This window comes from Candidatus Pelagibacter sp. HIMB1493 (assembly GCF_052047995.1).
Classification (GTDB): Bacteria; Pseudomonadota; Alphaproteobacteria; order Pelagibacterales; family Pelagibacteraceae; genus Pelagibacter.
The window spans coordinates 983,939-998,566 of the sequence record NZ_JBNAIP010000001.1; the positions used below are offsets into that span (position 1 = coordinate 983,939).

16 protein-coding genes are annotated in these 14,628 nt (G+C 27.8%); 12 read left to right on the forward strand and 4 right to left on the reverse strand.

Annotation, left to right across the window (positions count from 1 at the left end):
- Window positions 1-8: 8 nt before the first annotated feature.
- On the reverse strand, window positions 9-851 hold the full coding sequence (locus ACTTBK_RS05225) for a 4-(cytidine 5'-diphospho)-2-C-methyl-D-erythritol kinase (RefSeq protein ID WP_440618936.1): 843 nt from the start codon (window positions 849-851) through the stop codon (window positions 9-11).
- Entirely contained in the window at window positions 848-2,533 is a 1,686-nt protein-coding gene (locus ACTTBK_RS05230; protein ID WP_440618937.1) for a tetratricopeptide repeat protein, read from the reverse strand. The genes ACTTBK_RS05225 and ACTTBK_RS05230 overlap by 4 nt, the downstream gene beginning before the upstream one ends.
- A 14-nt stretch (window positions 2,534-2,547) precedes the next feature.
- Between ACTTBK_RS05230 and ACTTBK_RS05235 the strand changes: the two genes are divergently transcribed.
- From ACTTBK_RS05235 to ACTTBK_RS05245, 3 genes are all read left to right on the forward strand, one after another.
- Window positions 2,548-3,264 (forward strand): uracil-DNA glycosylase, encoded by a 717-nt coding sequence (locus ACTTBK_RS05235; RefSeq protein WP_440618939.1) that lies wholly within the window; start codon window positions 2,548-2,550, stop codon window positions 3,262-3,264.
- Window positions 3,265-3,825 (forward strand): ribonuclease HII, encoded by a 561-nt coding sequence (locus ACTTBK_RS05240; protein WP_440618940.1) that lies wholly within the window; start codon window positions 3,265-3,267, stop codon window positions 3,823-3,825. It begins immediately after the preceding gene.
- A 104-nt stretch (window positions 3,826-3,929) separates the two neighbouring features.
- Complete coding sequence (locus tag ACTTBK_RS05245; protein ID WP_440618941.1) at window positions 3,930-5,000, forward strand: site-specific DNA-methyltransferase; 1,071 nt, start codon at window positions 3,930-3,932, stop codon at window positions 4,998-5,000.
- On the opposite strand, the gene ACTTBK_RS05250 is transcribed toward ACTTBK_RS05245, so the two are convergent.
- Window positions 4,997-6,142: a salicylate 1-monooxygenase gene (locus ACTTBK_RS05250; RefSeq protein WP_440618943.1), complete on the reverse strand. Its 1,146-nt coding sequence runs from the start codon at window positions 6,140-6,142 to the stop codon at window positions 4,997-4,999. The two genes, ACTTBK_RS05245 and ACTTBK_RS05250, sit on opposite strands and share 4 nt — an antisense overlap.
- A complete protein-coding gene (locus ACTTBK_RS05255) occupies window positions 6,139-7,125 on the reverse strand; it encodes an A/G-specific adenine glycosylase (protein WP_440618945.1) in 987 nt (328 codons plus the stop codon). Before ACTTBK_RS05255 ends, ACTTBK_RS05250 begins: the two co-directional genes overlap by 4 nt.
- On the opposite strand from ACTTBK_RS05255, the gene ACTTBK_RS05260 reads away from it, so the two are divergent.
- From ACTTBK_RS05260 to crtI, 9 genes are read left to right on the forward strand one after another with little or no spacing between them, the layout of a single operon-like run.
- Window positions 7,126-7,614, forward strand: coding sequence for a DUF721 domain-containing protein (locus ACTTBK_RS05260; protein WP_440618946.1), 489 nt, complete (start codon window positions 7,126-7,128; stop codon window positions 7,612-7,614).
- Window positions 7,611-8,189, forward strand: a complete 579-nt coding sequence (locus ACTTBK_RS05265) for a thioredoxin domain-containing protein (RefSeq protein ID WP_440618948.1) — start codon at window positions 7,611-7,613, stop codon at window positions 8,187-8,189. Before ACTTBK_RS05260 ends, ACTTBK_RS05265 begins: the two co-directional genes overlap by 4 nt.
- Before the next feature lie 8 nt (window positions 8,190-8,197).
- Window positions 8,198-10,771, forward strand: coding sequence for a chromosome segregation SMC family protein (locus ACTTBK_RS05270; protein WP_440618949.1), 2,574 nt, complete (start codon window positions 8,198-8,200; stop codon window positions 10,769-10,771).
- A 9-nt stretch (window positions 10,772-10,780) separates the two neighbouring features.
- A complete protein-coding gene (locus ACTTBK_RS05275; RefSeq protein ID WP_440618950.1) occupies window positions 10,781-11,056 on the forward strand; it encodes an AtpZ/AtpI family protein in 276 nt (91 codons plus the stop codon).
- A 9-nt stretch (window positions 11,057-11,065) separates the two neighbouring features.
- On the forward strand, window positions 11,066-11,800 hold the full coding sequence (locus ACTTBK_RS05280) for a F0F1 ATP synthase subunit A (RefSeq protein WP_075506408.1): 735 nt from the start codon (window positions 11,066-11,068) through the stop codon (window positions 11,798-11,800).
- A 17-nt stretch (window positions 11,801-11,817) separates the two neighbouring features.
- Window positions 11,818-12,045, forward strand: a complete 228-nt coding sequence (locus ACTTBK_RS05285) for a F0F1 ATP synthase subunit C (protein WP_006997791.1) — start codon at window positions 11,818-11,820, stop codon at window positions 12,043-12,045.
- Window positions 12,046-12,049: 4 nt separating this feature from the next.
- Window positions 12,050-12,640: a F0F1 ATP synthase subunit B family protein gene (locus ACTTBK_RS05290; protein ID WP_440618951.1), complete on the forward strand. Its 591-nt coding sequence runs from the start codon at window positions 12,050-12,052 to the stop codon at window positions 12,638-12,640.
- Window positions 12,630-13,127, forward strand: coding sequence for a F0F1 ATP synthase subunit B family protein (locus tag ACTTBK_RS05295; RefSeq protein WP_179850435.1), 498 nt, complete (start codon window positions 12,630-12,632; stop codon window positions 13,125-13,127). The genes ACTTBK_RS05290 and ACTTBK_RS05295 overlap by 11 nt, the downstream gene beginning before the upstream one ends.
- Window positions 13,128-13,166: 39 nt before the next feature.
- The gene (gene crtI / locus ACTTBK_RS05300; RefSeq protein ID WP_440618952.1) at window positions 13,167-14,627 is read left to right on the forward strand and encodes a phytoene desaturase family protein; all 1,461 of its coding nucleotides are present in this window, start codon (window positions 13,167-13,169) and stop codon (window positions 14,625-14,627) included.
- The last annotated feature ends 1 nt before the right edge of the window (window position 14,628 follow it).

The window sequence follows — 14,628 nt, forward strand, 5'->3', positions numbered from 1 at the left end:
AAATAAATTTATATAGTTTTTGATACATACAACCAACAATTTTTAAATTTCCTCTTAAATTGAACTTTTGCTGAATTACAGTCTTTGACTGATTTATAGTATGCAATAACTGTAGATCCAGACCCAGTCATTCTTACAAACTCAGGATTATTAGTCTTTTCTAAAAATAACTTAATCTTTTTTATTTGTGGGTATTTTGAAATTGCAACATCTTCTAAAGTATTACTTTGATTTTTTAAAAATTTATAACCAAACATAATTTTTTTTGGATTATTAAATTTTGGTTTTGTAAAATTTTTAACGTTAGAATAAATTTTTTTTGTCGCACAACCAAAATTAGGCTTTATTAAAAGCATATTTAGAGTCGGACAATTAAAAAATTTTTTAATTTTATTGTTTGAAAGTAAAACTGAGCTATACGGGTTTATACCTAAAATAACATCAGACCCTATTTCAGAGCAAACCTCCAAAATTTTCTTTTCACTAATTTTAATTACCTTTTTTTTATTTAAAAAATTTAAAATACTTGCAGCATTTATAGAACCGCCACCAAGTCCTGCTTTTTGAGGAATATTCTTTGTTATAGAAACTCTAAATTTTTGATTTAGTAATAACTTTTCTCGACCTAATATTTTAAAGAGTTTTTGAACAGTATTTTTTTTTCCAATACCTTTCGCAAATTTCCCTTGAAAAGAAATATTATGTTTTTCATCTCTTATTTTTTTTATTGAAATAACATCATACAAATCAATGAAACTAATGATGCTTTCAATTTTGTGTAATGATTTATTTTTTCCTGTTACATTGAGAGCTAAATTGATTTTAGCATGAGACTTTAAATTTAATTTCATTGAATAGATTTTAAGCCAGTAATCAATTTTTTGTTTATATTTTCTCTCATATCATCTTCAGTATCATCAAAGCTCAACACACTATTCCAAAAATATCTTGCCTGAATTTTTTGATCTAGCTTCCACAATATATCTCCATAATGATCATTTACTATTGGGTCATCAGGCATTAACTCTACAGCTCTTTTTAAATATTTTTCTGCCGCTTCATATTCATCTATCAAGAAATATGCCCAACCAATTGAGTCAATGATATAGGGATCATTACTTTTTAAATCATATGCTATTTTTAACATTTCCATCGCTTCATCTATTTTGTAATCACGTTCTAACCAAGAATAAGCAAGATAATTTAGGACGTATGCATCATTAGGTCTTATTCTTAATGCATGAAGTAAATCTTCATCTGACTTCTCATAATTACCTAATCTTTCGTAACTCCCACCTCTTCTATATAAAACATCCGATTTAATTACAGAAGTATCCTCTAGTGAGGAGATTAATCTTGAATAATAATCGATTGCAAGTTCATAATTTTTAGAGTTTTTATAAAAATTCGCTAAATCAAAAATCATCTTTGGATTAGGTTTTTCAATATTTTTAAATTTAGACTCGATATGGCTTGTGCCTTTTTCATAATTTTGTTCTTTCACTATTATTTGCGCTTCTTTTTTAACTCTAAACCAATAATAAAACTCATCAGTCTCTTTAAATTTTCTTACTATTTTTTTTACCTTGTTGTATTCACCATCTGCAAAGAAATTTTCTGCAAGGAGTGATAAATTAAATTCAAATTTAGGATTTAAGTATATTGATAAATTTAAATAAAAATTTGATTTTTCAAAATTATCTTGTGATGAATAAAGATTTGATATCAAGAATAAAAATTCACTAATTATATCATTATGGTTTCCACATGAGAAAATTTTTTCAAAACTTTTAAACTTATTATTATCTATCCAGTTTTTGGTTTGAGTTAACAAAAGTGTTGAGCCAATATAATCAATTTGATCAATTACTGACTTTGCCTGATCAAACTCCTTATTCTGAATTAGATAATTTATATAAAAAAATATATATCTTGAATAATCACCTTGTTGATTATTAATTAAATTTAAAAAGAAAGAGCTGGTTCTTTGATCATTATAATGACATCTTTGAAACGCCTCAGCTATTAATGATAAGTTTCCAAAATTTTTCTTATTAGGTAAAAGTTTTTTATTTTTAAAAGTGTAAATGTACTGCTTTAAAGTCTCAAAAATTACTAGATTAATTCTATTTTCTTCCTGAAATCTCAAACTTTGATCTAAGTAAATATCAGCTTTATCAAAATCATTTTTTTTCAAACTATCAATTATTAATAAAACATATGCATCAAAAAAATCAGAGTTACTTTTTTTTGAGTTATTTTTTATAACATTAATTGCTTGAGCTACTTTGTTTTCCAATACAAGAGAATTAACGTATCTTTTTAAATAATTGTCATGGCTATTTAGTAAAACTTTACTTAAATTGAAATATTTTAAAGCTTCTGAATTATCTCTATTTTCATAAGCTATAATACCTGAAAAATAATTAGATAAATCTCTTGAGTTGAAATCATTAAAACTTGTACTTTTAGAATAAACAGGCGTCTGATAGAATAAGAATAATAAAATGATTTTAAATATTTTAGATATCATTTAATCCTTGTAAGGTGAAAAAATTGATAAATCAAAACGACAAATTAAACGAAGAATTAATAAATACAATAGAAGCCAATTTTGTATTCGATAAAAAACCTATTAATAGGTTTTCTGAGGTCAAAAAAGAAAGTGATATCAATCAAAGAAATAAACAAGATTTATTGGAAAATCTAAAGAAAAAATTAAATTCAATTGAAAATTGCAAACTAAGAAATAATTCCAAAAATATTGTTCTCGGAGAAGGAAATATTGATAGTCCTATAATGTTAATCGGAGAAGCTCCAGGTCAAATTGAAGACAAAGTTGGAAACCCTTTTAGAGGAGAAAGTGGTGAGCTTTTAGACAAAATGTTAATAGCAATAAATATTAAAAGAGAAAATATTTATACAAGTTATGCAATAAATTTTAGACCACCAGAGGATAGAAAACCAACTTCACAAGAAATTAAACGTTACTCAAACTTTTTAAAAGAACATATATCTATTATTGATCCCAAAATTATAATTTTAATGGGTAGTACAGCTATGGAAGCTGTTACTGGGATTAATGAAAAAATATCTTCAGAAAGAGGTAAATGGAAGGAAATAATTTTAAATAACAATACTTATCCTTTAATGATAACTTTTAACCCTTCTTATTTAATTAGATATCCGGATAACAAAAAATATTCATGGGAAGATTTAAAAAAAATAAGAGAAAAAGTTAAAGAGTTAAACTTAACAATTTAAATGAAATTAATAGCTGGTGTTGATGAGGTAGGCAGAGGTAGTTTAATAGGTCCTGTTTATGCTGCTGCTGTCATTCTAAAAAAATCTGTGGATCCAAAAATTTTAAAAGACTCAAAAATGTTGAGTAAAAAAAAGAGAGAATACCTTTTCAATTATATTAAAAAAAATTCAATTTGGTCATTAGGCAAAGCTTCTGTTAGTGAGATTGAAAAACTCAATATACTAAATGCAAGTTTACTAGCTATGAAAAGAGCTATATTAAAATTAACAAAAAAACCAACTCTTGTATTGATAGATGGAAACAAAATTCCAAAATTAAAAAATTATAAATTAAAATCGATCATAAAGGGTGATAAAAAAATTCCCTCAATTTCAGCAGCCTCTATAATAGCAAAGGTATCAAGAGATAGATTAGTTGCTACTCTATCAAAAAAAAACAAAGGTTATCATTGGGATAAAAATTTTGGATATGGAACCAAAAAACATTTACAAGCATTAAAGAAACTAGGCATAACCAAACATCATAGAAAAACTTTCTCTCCTATATCTAGATTAACTTAATACTACATCTAGTTATCATTAAAATTCGATACACAAATCGAATCCAATTTTTTCAATCACAGGTTGACCGAAGAATCCATTTGGAGTCTAATTAATTTTTACAAATGAAATCTGATTTTAAAAATAAAATAATTAACGGAGACAGTCTCGAAGAATTAAAAAAAATTCCACGTGAAACTTTTGATTTAATTTTTGCTGACCCTCCATATAATTTACAATTAAAAGGTGAATTAACTAGACCAGATAGATCTAAAGTCAGCGCTGTAAATGACAAGTGGGATCAATTTGAAAATTTTAAAAAATACGATGACTTCACGTATGAATGGCTTAATGAATGCAAAAGGATTTTAAAAAAAGATGGAGCTATTTGGATTATAGGTAGTTACCATAATATTTTTAGAGTAGGAACCGCAATACAAAATTTAGGTTTCTGGATACTAAATGATGTCATCTGGAATAAAAATAATCCAATGCCTAACTTTAGAGGCACAAGATTTACAAATGCTCATGAGACTTTAATTTGGGCTTCGAAGAGTGAAAAATCAAAATACACATTCAATTATCAGTCTTTGAAATGTTTAAATGATGATCTTCAGATGAGATCTAATTGGAGTCTTCCTATTTGCAGTGGTTCTGAACGACTAAAAAAAAATGGAAAAAAAATTCACTCTACTCAAAAACCAGAATCACTTTTACATAGAATTTTACTAGCTACATCAAATAAAAATGATCTTGTTCTTGATCCTTTTTTAGGTTCTGGAACTTCTGCTGCAGTTGCAAAAAAACTAGGGAGAAATTATTTTGGTATAGAAAAAGAAAAGAATTATTTTAAAGCTGCTGAGGAACGTTTAAAGGCTACCAAACCAATTGAAGATGATTTATTAGATACACTTAAAAATAATAGATCAAAACCAAGAATTCCATTTGGATCTTTGGTAGAGCTCGGAATAATTAAGCCTGGAACAAATATTTTTGATAATAAGAAAAAAATAACAGCGAGAATAATGGCTGATGGAAGTATCAAGCATAACCAAGCGGAAGGTTCTATACATAAAGTTGCAGCTACTATTTTAGGAGCTGAAAGCTGCAATGGTTGGACATTTTGGCATTGTGATATTAATGGCCGAACCTACCCAATTGATTACTTAAGACAAAGATTAATTTCTAAAAATTAATTTTTATAAATTTTACCTAAATAACTTTGCAGAAATTTTTTATTTTTAGTCAAAAGCTTTAAAAAAATATTTCTAAAAAAGATCATAATTGGATTTGATAAATGAAAAGCAAATTGATTAAAATCAGATCTTCTATTAATCATTTTTACTCTCTCTAATCTAGAATTATAAAAATCATTTTTTTGATTAATTATAATTTCATGTAATTGATTGGCTCCTTCTATTGATTGTGAGGCTCCCTGAGCAAAAGAAGGAGAGAATGCAAAAAAAGCATCTCCAACTAAATAAATATTTTTGGGAGGAATAAATGGATTTTTACTTACAAATACTGGAAACAATTTAATTTCTTCAAGACTCTGAAATACTTTTAATGAAATTTTTTTGGATAATTTTTGTTTAATGATCTCAATAAATGTACTTTCATTAAAAAGATTGTGGTTTTTTTGCTGATCGGAATTTAACTTATCCTTCAATATCCCAATAAAATTAAAATTTTTATCATTATTAAGTTGATATAATACATAATGAAAATCTGATCCTAAAAATAAAGAAATATTCTCCTCGTTTATATTATCAAGACTTTCTTTGGATATACTGGCTCTAACAGCGATAGTGTTATTGTAAATTGGTTCTGAATTATTGTTTGAAATTAATGACTTTCCTTTTGAAAATACACCATCTGAAATAATTAAATGATCACAGGTTATTTTTTCTTTATCAAAAGTTAAATTGATAGAATCATTATTGTATTCTATATTGTCTAAAGTGCAGTTAAAATGAATTGTATTCTTATCCAGTCCATTTATTAGAAACTGAAGTAATTTTGATCTTTTCAATGTTGTGTACTTACAATCATCAGAATTAAATTCTGAAATATCTAAATCACAAATTTTCTTTGAATTTTTAATTTGATAAAAATCAATTTTTTTTGGATTAAATTTCTCTTTGTCCGACAAGGAAGAGAAGCCTAATTTGTTTAATAACTTTACGCTATTAACAGATAATTGAATACCATAACCTTCCTCTATTTCTAATGAAGTTTTTTTTTCATAAATTGTGACCTGATAATCTTTATTTCCTTTAAATAAGTTAGCTATAAACAGACCCGAAATACCTGCGCCAATAATTGCTATTTTTTTCATTTTTGACTTTCTAAGAATTTTATTATCTTTTTGGTAAATGTTGGAAGTACATAATTTTCAAGCTTTGCAGGATTTATCCAATTAATATTTTTGTCAAAGTTATGCTTCTTTTTATATTCAATTTTAATATTCATATTCATATTAGATATTTTAAAATTTAAATCTTTATCAAAATTTTTAGGATTATTTAATTGATCCATTGGAAAAATATTTAAATTTTTTAAAAAATTAAATTTATTATTTTTGATTAATAAATATTGATTATTTTTTTTATAAACATTCAATTTATAATATGTTTCCTTGTTAATTTTCTTTAATTTCACTAAATCAAAATTTTTATTTTTAAATGCTTTGCAATTATTAGATAGTGGACATTTATTGCAAGTAGGGTTTGTAGGTTTGCAAATTAATGCACCCAGTTCCATCAAAGCTTGCGCATAATCGCTTGATCTTTTTGTCGATGTTCCAAAAATTTTTTTTTGATCTTGTAAGAATTCTTTTTTAATTTGACTTTGTTTCTTTAAATACAGATATCTTTTTAATACTCTTTCAATATTTCCATCCAAAGGAACTATTGGTTTGTTAAATGCAATTGCTGAAATTGCACTTGCTGTATAATCACCAATACCTGGTAATGATTTTAATTCATAAAAATCTCTAGGTATTTTTTTGTTAAATTTTTTAACAATGATTTGAGCAGTTTTTTTTAAATTTTTAACTCTTGAATAATATCCAAGACCTTCCCAAAGTTTGATTAATTTTCTATCATTATATTTTGATAACTTTTCAATATTGGGAATATTTTTAATAAATCTATTAAAATAAGGTATCACAGTAGCAACCTGAGTTTGTTGCAACATGAACTCGCTAACCAATGTAAAGTATTGTTTCTTTTCTTGTGAAACCTTATTTCTCCAAGGTAAAGACCTTTTATTTATATCGTACCAATTAAGAATTTTATTTGTTATTATTAGATCTTTCATATGCAATTTAAAAATAATACTAAGCAGAGAAATACTAGCATTCAAGGGTTAAGATCTTTCAAAGACACTTTGCCAAAAAATCTAAAAAAAATTATTAGTAAAAAAGGTCATATATATTCAGAAACACTCAGTAATTGGAAATATTTAGTCGGCAATGAATTGTTTAAAGTCTGTTTCCCAAAAACATTCAAAAACTCAAATCGATTTGGTGTGAGTACTTTAGTTGTAATGGTTAAAAGGGGCCATGAAGTAGATGTAGAATATTCAAAAAAAAACATTTTAGATAAAATGAATAATTTTTTTGGCTACGATGTTGTTGAAAAGCTCAAATTTATTAGCTTTGATGACGAACAAAAAACTAGCAGTTTGAATGAAATTAAATCTAATAATGTGGCAATTAGTAAATATCGAGATAAAATCAAAGATGTTAAAAACGAAAAGATTAAAAAATCATTAACAGAATTAACAAAAGTTTATAAAGAAAAATGAAAAAAATTATATTACTTGCCATAATTGTTTTGGGAAGCTTTTCAAATTTAAATGCTGAAGAAATAAAAAGAATTATTGTTGGAAATAAAGACGCAAAAATAACTATAATTGCGTTTGAGTCACTAACTTGCAGCCATTGTGCTAATTTTCATAAAAACGTTTATCCAGAACTTAAAAAAGAATATCTGGACACAGGTCTTGCTAAAATAGAATTTAGACATTTTCCTTTAGATATTGCCGCCTTCAACGCTTCAAAAGTTGCTCAATGTAAAAATGATGGTAATGCTGATATTTTGGAAAGTTTATATGCTAACCAACAAAAATGGGTAAAGGGAAGCTCTATTGAAGAAGCAAATAAAAATCTTCAAATATTTTTAAAAAATGAAGGTATCTCTATCGATTTTGAATCTTGTGTGAATAACAAAAATATTGAGGATTTTGTGTTAAATGACCGAATAGAGGGTGCAAAAAATTTCAAAGTAAACGCAACTCCTACGATAATAATAAACAACGAAAAATTCGAAAAAAAACTTAATTATAAAAATTTGAAAAAAGCACTAGAAAAAATGCTATAAGTTAGTGCATGGAGTTTAAAAAAATCCAATTAAATGGATTTAAATCATTTGCTGAAAAAACAAATTTCTTAATAGAAGAAGGCCTTACTGGAATAGTTGGTCCTAATGGCTGTGGAAAGTCTAACATAGTTGAATCTTTGAGATGGGTGATGGGAGAGACCTCTGCAAAAAGTATGAGAGGTTCAGGAATGGAAGATGTAATTTTTTCAGGTACATCAAATAAAGCATCAAAAAATATTGCTGAAGTTTCCATAGAAGTAGAGAACAAAGAAAAAGAAGGTCCCATTCAGTATCGTGAATTAGAAAATATTCAAGTTAGACGAAAAATTGAAAAAGATAAGGGTTCTAAATTTTATATTAATGACAAAGAAGTAAGAGCAAGAGATGCTCAAATGTTTTTTGCAGATCTTTCAACGGGCGCACATTCCCCTTCTATGATTAGCCAAGGAAGAATTGGAGCTTTAGTGACAGCAAAACCTACTGACAGAAGAGCAATACTTGAGGAGGCAGCTGGAATTTCTGGTTTACATGTAAGAAGACATGAAGCTGAACTTAGACTCGGTGCGGCTGAAAATAATTTAAAAAGAGCTGATGAATTACGAAGGCAACAAGAAAAACAACTAGCAAATCTTCAAAAACAAGCTGAGGAAGCTACAAAATACAAATTAATTTCAGAAGAAATAAAAAAAATAGAGGCTGGTCTATATTATCTAAGATTATTGGATATCGATAAGGAGATAAGAATAGAAAATGAAATTAATACAGAGGCAGGAGGTGAAGTTGAAAGTTTCAACAATCAGATATCTGAACTTGAAAACTTAATAAAAACTTCAACCGATAAAGTTGCTCCACTTAGAGAAAAAAATATTGAGAATTTATCAAGAATACAGAGACTTAATTTGGAACTACAGAACCTAGATGAGGAAAATACTAGAATTCAAGATGAAATTGAAACAATTAAGAAATCAATAAAGACTTTAGACGAAGACATATCAAGAGAAAATGGAATTATTATTGATGCTAACTCTAATGAAAAAAGATTAAAGGAAGAAAAGTCAGACTTAATTGAAGTAGATTTAAAATATTTTGAAACAGAAAAGTTATCAAACGAAGATCTAGAAAATGCAAAAAATGAACTTGAAAGAGAGCAAAAAGAAGTTGACGAAGTTGTTAATAATTTAGCTGACGATACAATTAAAATAAGCATTGGTCCTATAAAGAATGTAAAAAATTCAATTACTAGAGCAAAAGAATTAATTGATAGTAATGAGATAAATCAAGCAGTTACATTACTAGATAGATGTAATATGGAATTAGACAATTTTATTAATGATTTAAAAAATGAAAAATCAAGAACAGAGCTATTAAGTGTAAATGAGAAATCTCAAAATATAAAAATACTTCAAGAAAAATATGCTGATGCATATAGTAAAAATCAGTCAATAAAGAATGAATCAGTAAAAAGAAATGAAAGAATAAAAACAATAGAGACTGAAATAGAAAGCTGGAAAAATCTTTTATCTAATTCAGAAAAGATGGTAAATGAATTAACTGAAAGAAAAAATAAATTATCTAAACAATTAAATGATTTAGAAAATCAGCCAAGAGTACAAGCAGAAAGAAAAGGTCAAATTACAGAAAATTTAAGAATTTCTGATGAAGAAAAAATAGAGAACGAAAAAATTATAGAAGAAACTGATAAAAAAATTGAAACTTTAAGAGCTCAACTAAACGAAATACAAGAGCAATCAATTCAAATTAGAGAGCGAAAAGCTAGCTCAGGTGCAACCATAGAAGGTTTACAAAAAAGAAAAAATGATTTGCTTGATAGAGTTAATACAGAATTAAATTTAACAGAAGAAAATATTTTAGAAAATTCAAATTTATTTGGAGTTGAAGAACTTCCAAATCATGTTGATCAAGAAGATGCATTAGATAAAAAAAAACAACAAAGAGATCAATTAGGTTCTGTAAATTTAAAAGCAGATGAGGAAACTAGTAAGTATGAAGAAGAAATAAAAAAAATGGAACAAGATCGTAGTGACCTAGTTACCGCAATTGTTAAACTTAAAGATAGTATTGATGAGCTAAATCAAAAAGGAAGGGAAAGACTTGTTGAGGCATTTGAAAAAGTTAACAGAAAATTTAATGAGGTTTATACAAAACTTTTTAATGGAGGAAATGCCAAGCTTGAATTAGTAGACTCTGATGATCCATTAGAAGCTGGTTTAGAAATGTTGGTCAGTCCACCAGGAAAAAGGCTTCAATCTATAACTTTATTATCTGGTGGTGAACAAGCACTAACTGCCCTATCTTTAATATTTGCAGTATTTTTAACTAACCCTTCTCCAATTTGTGTTTTAGATGAGGTGGATGCTCCTCTTGATGATGCTAACGTTACAAGATTTTGTAGCTTGCTAGAGGAGTTAATTAAAATTACTAACACTAAATTTATAATTGTTACTCACCACGCCTTAACAATGTCTAAAATGAACAGGCTATATGGAGTAACTATGCCACAAAAAGGGATAAGCCAACTGGTAGCTGTAGACCTACAAAAAGCAGAAAGTATGGTTGCTTAACCAAAATAAATGGCAAAAGACCCTTTTAAAACTCGCTTAGAGATTGCAAAAAGCAAGATTTCTAAGAAAAATCTTTATAACAAGAAGGATAATCCCTCGCCTATTGGAACTGCATTCAAATTGAGCACAGAACTTGTTTCTGCAGTGGCTGTCGGGACAATTATTGGGTTTATTTTTGACAAGACCTTTGATACTAAACCCTGGTTTATATTAATATTTTTTTTTGTTGGGGTGATCGCTGGAATAACAAACGTGATTAGATCAGCAAAAAAAATGCAAAAATAAGTTAATACTATGGCAGCAAACCCGATGTCACAATTCGATGTTTATAGAATTGGACCTGAAATAAAAGTTGGAGCATTTGATATATCTTTTACAAACGCAAGTTTGTTTATGATTATAAGTACAGTTTCTATTTTATTAATTTTTAATTTAGGATCTAAGAAAAATTCAATCTTACCAAATAAAATTCAATTATTAGCGGAACTTAGCTACACCTTTGTTGCTAAAATGATTAGTGATACAGCTGGTTCTAAAGCGAAACCATATTTTGCATTTATTTTTTCATTGTTCATGTTTGTTTTATTTTGCAACATGTTTGGAATGATACCGTACACATTCACTGTAACTAGTCATATTATCGTTACATTTGTTCTTGCTGCATTTATCTTTATTGGCGTAACAGTAATTGGATTTATTAAACATGGTTTTGGATATTTAAAATTGTTTGTACCAAGTGGGGTACCAGCGGTATTACTTCCTTTAATAGTAGTTATTGAAATTATTTCTTATTTAAGTAGACCAATAAGTCTATCAGTTAGATTATTTGCAAATATGATGGCTGGTCATACAATGATGAAAGTTTTCGGAGGCTTTGTAATTAGTCTTGGAATAGTTGGTGGATGGCTTCCACTAAGTTTTTCGGTTGCATTAACTGGTTTGGAGATATTAGTTGCTTTTCTTCAAGCATATGTTTTTGCAATTTTAACCTGCATCTATTTAAATGATGCATTAAATTTACACCATTAATAACAGAGGAGGATATAATGGAATTAGAAGCAGCAAAAATGATCGGAGCAGGTTTAGCAGCAATAGCTTTAGCTGGTGCCGGTGTTGGTATTGGAATAATTTTTGGAAATTATTTATCAGGTGCTATGAGAAACCCATCAGCAGCTCAGAAACAATTTCCTAACCTACTTTTAGGTTTTGCACTTGCTGAAGCAACAGGATTATTTGGATTAGTTGTTGCATTGATTATTTTATTTGCGTTTTAAGTTAATGGTCAAAAAAATATATCTTCATCTAATATTTTTAAGCTTCTTTTTTATTAAAGAAGCTTTTGCCGCTGAAAGTGGAGGTATGCCTCAATTAAATCCAGAGTTTTGGGTTTCTCAGATTTTCTGGTTAGTACTTACTTTTGGGATAATGTATTTGGTTTTATCTAAATTAATTCTTCCAAAAATTAGTAACAACTTAGAGTCTAGAAAATCTCAAATTCTAGAAAATATTGAGGCAGCTGAAAAACAAAGAGAAGATAGTGAGACCAAACTTAAAGAATATGATCAAATAATTTTAAAAAGCAAAACTGAAGCTAATGCTATGTTTAATCAAGCAAGAGAAAAGGCAGTTAAAGATATAAACGCTAAAAGAGACGTTCTTAATAAACAAATAGATGACGAAATAGCTAAAGCGGAAAAAGAAATCCAAGCTTTAAGAGATAATGCTCCTGATAAAATAAATAAAATTGCTATAGAAACGTCATCTGAGTTACTTCAGAAACTGATTGGTGCTGAAGTAAACAATAGCAGTATATCAGCAATTGTTGACGATCTATCTAGAAGAAACGGAGATAAATACTATGGCAATTGATGCAACTTTCTGGGTAGCAATTTCATTTGTAATCTTCATCGGGGTTTTAGTTTACTTTAAAATTCCACAAAAAGTTTCTCAAATGCTTGATGGTATGATTTCTGACATCAAAAATGAGATAGATGAAAGTGAAAAATTGAGAACAGAAGCAAAAACTTTACTCGATAATGCTCAAAAAAAATTAGATACAGCTAGTTCTGTAAGTAATGAAATTTTGGAAAATGCAAAAAAAGAGTCGGATAAGTTAATAATAGATTTAAATGATAAATTTCATAAATCATCAGAAATTAAAAAAAGTTTGGCTGAAAATAAAATTAGCCAAATGAAAGAGGCTGCATTGAAAGAAATAAAAGATGCTTCAATCAAAATAGCGGTAGACTCAGTAAAAAAAATCATAACTACTTCAGTTGATAAATCTAAACTGGATGCTGTATTTCAAAAAAATTTAGAAGAAACTAAAGAACAGCTAAAAAAAATAAACTCATAATACGGTTACAATTTCCTGAAAAAGCTATAAATTACAGCAATGAATTCTATAGTTATTGGATCTGGATTTGGTGGTATTGCTGCAGCAATAAGACTAAGAGCCAAAGGACACAAAGTAAAACTAATAGAAAAACATTCAGACCTAGGTGGAAGAGCTAGAGTTTTCAAAAAAGATGGTTTTACCTATGATGCTGGGCCAACAGTAATAACAGCTCCATATTTAATTAACGAACTATTCAGTTTGTTTAATAAAAATCCTGAGGACTACATAAAACTAACCCCACTTAAAATTTGGTATCAATTTGTTTTTGAGGACGAAACTAAATTTAATTACTCAGGTGATGAAATAGAAATGAAAAAACAAATTGAAAATTTAAATCAAGAAGATGTTAAGGGGTATGAAGATTTAGTAAATTTTACCAAAAAAATTTTTGAGAAGGGATTTTTAGAGCTTGCAGATGTTCCATTTGATAAACCTTTTTTTATGATGAAACAGCTGCCAGTATTATTAAAACTTAAGAGTTATAAATCAGTTTATTCATTAGTATCGTCTTATGTAAAAAATGAAAAATTAAGAAGGATGCTTAGTATGCATCCACTTTTGGTTGGTGGTAATCCGTTCACAACTACATCAATTTATGGGCTAATTCTTTATTTAGAAAAAAAATGGGGCATTCATTATTCAATGGGTGGTACGGGAAATATAATTAAAGGATTTGAAAAGTTAATGGAGGAAATAGAAATCGAAATAATAAAAAATACTGAGGTAAAAGAAATTATTACTAAGAATAATAAAATTACTGGTGTTGTAGTTGACAGTGAAGAGATTATTGAAGCTGATAATGTTATTTGTAATGCAGACCCTCCTGCTTTTTATGAAAAGATGACTAGTAAAAACCTAAAAAATTCAATGCTGTTTGATTGGAAACAAAAGAGGATGGATTACTCAATGGGTTTATTTGTTTATTATTTTGGAACCAAAAAAGTCTATGAAAACGTTGAGCATCATACAATTAAATTTGGGAACAAATATAAAGAACATTTGGATGATATTTTTGATTATAAAAAATTAAATAACGATATTAGCTATTATCTACATAGACCTTCTGCAACAGATAAGAGCATGGCTCCTGAGGGTAGTGATTGTTTTTATGTATTGGTGCCAGTTCCAAATAATCAATCAAATATAGATTGGCAAATAGAAGGTGAAAAAATGAAAAATCTTGTGGTTGATAAAATGGAAAATGATTTAATGCCAAATCTTAGAGATAATATCGTATCAGACTTTTATCTTACACCTGATTATTTTGAGAAAGAACTAAATACAAAATATGGATCAGGTTTTTCAATTCAGCCTAAATTCACTCAATCAGCTTATTTTAGATTTCATAATAAATCAGAGATTTATGATGGTTTATATTTTGTTGGTGCTGGAACTCACCCAGGTGCGGGAGTACCAGGAGTACTTTCATCAGCAAAAGTATTAGATAAATTGATCTAAA

Coding starts and splice junctions, on each gene's coding strand:
- ACTTBK_RS05285 (WP_006997791.1), top strand. CDS start 11,818: ATGGAATTAGAAGCAGCAAAAATGATCGGAGCAGGTTTAGCAGCAATA.
- ACTTBK_RS05250 (WP_440618943.1), bottom strand. CDS start 6,142: ATGAAAAAAATAGCAATTATTGGCGCAGGTATTTCGGGTCTGTTTATA.
- ACTTBK_RS05265 (WP_440618948.1), top strand. CDS start 7,611: ATGAAAAAAATTATATTACTTGCCATAATTGTTTTGGGAAGCTTTTCA.
- ACTTBK_RS05230 (WP_440618937.1), bottom strand. CDS start 2,533: ATGATATCTAAAATATTTAAAATCATTTTATTATTCTTATTCTATCAG.
- ACTTBK_RS05290 (WP_440618951.1), top strand. CDS start 12,050: ATGGTCAAAAAAATATATCTTCATCTAATATTTTTAAGCTTCTTTTTT.
- ACTTBK_RS05280 (WP_075506408.1), top strand. CDS start 11,066: ATGGCAGCAAACCCGATGTCACAATTCGATGTTTATAGAATTGGACCT.
- ACTTBK_RS05270 (WP_440618949.1), top strand. CDS start 8,198: ATGGAGTTTAAAAAAATCCAATTAAATGGATTTAAATCATTTGCTGAA.
- ACTTBK_RS05275 (WP_440618950.1), top strand. CDS start 10,781: ATGGCAAAAGACCCTTTTAAAACTCGCTTAGAGATTGCAAAAAGCAAG.
- ACTTBK_RS05240 (WP_440618940.1), top strand. CDS start 3,265: ATGAAATTAATAGCTGGTGTTGATGAGGTAGGCAGAGGTAGTTTAATA.
- ACTTBK_RS05255 (WP_440618945.1), bottom strand. CDS start 7,125: ATGAAAGATCTAATAATAACAAATAAAATTCTTAATTGGTACGATATA.
- crtI (WP_440618952.1), top strand. CDS start 13,167: ATGAATTCTATAGTTATTGGATCTGGATTTGGTGGTATTGCTGCAGCA.
- ACTTBK_RS05260 (WP_440618946.1), top strand. CDS start 7,126: ATGCAATTTAAAAATAATACTAAGCAGAGAAATACTAGCATTCAAGGG.
- ACTTBK_RS05225 (WP_440618936.1), bottom strand. CDS start 851: ATGAAATTAAATTTAAAGTCTCATGCTAAAATCAATTTAGCTCTCAAT.
- ACTTBK_RS05245 (WP_440618941.1), top strand. CDS start 3,930: ATGAAATCTGATTTTAAAAATAAAATAATTAACGGAGACAGTCTCGAA.
- ACTTBK_RS05295 (WP_179850435.1), top strand. CDS start 12,630: ATGGCAATTGATGCAACTTTCTGGGTAGCAATTTCATTTGTAATCTTC.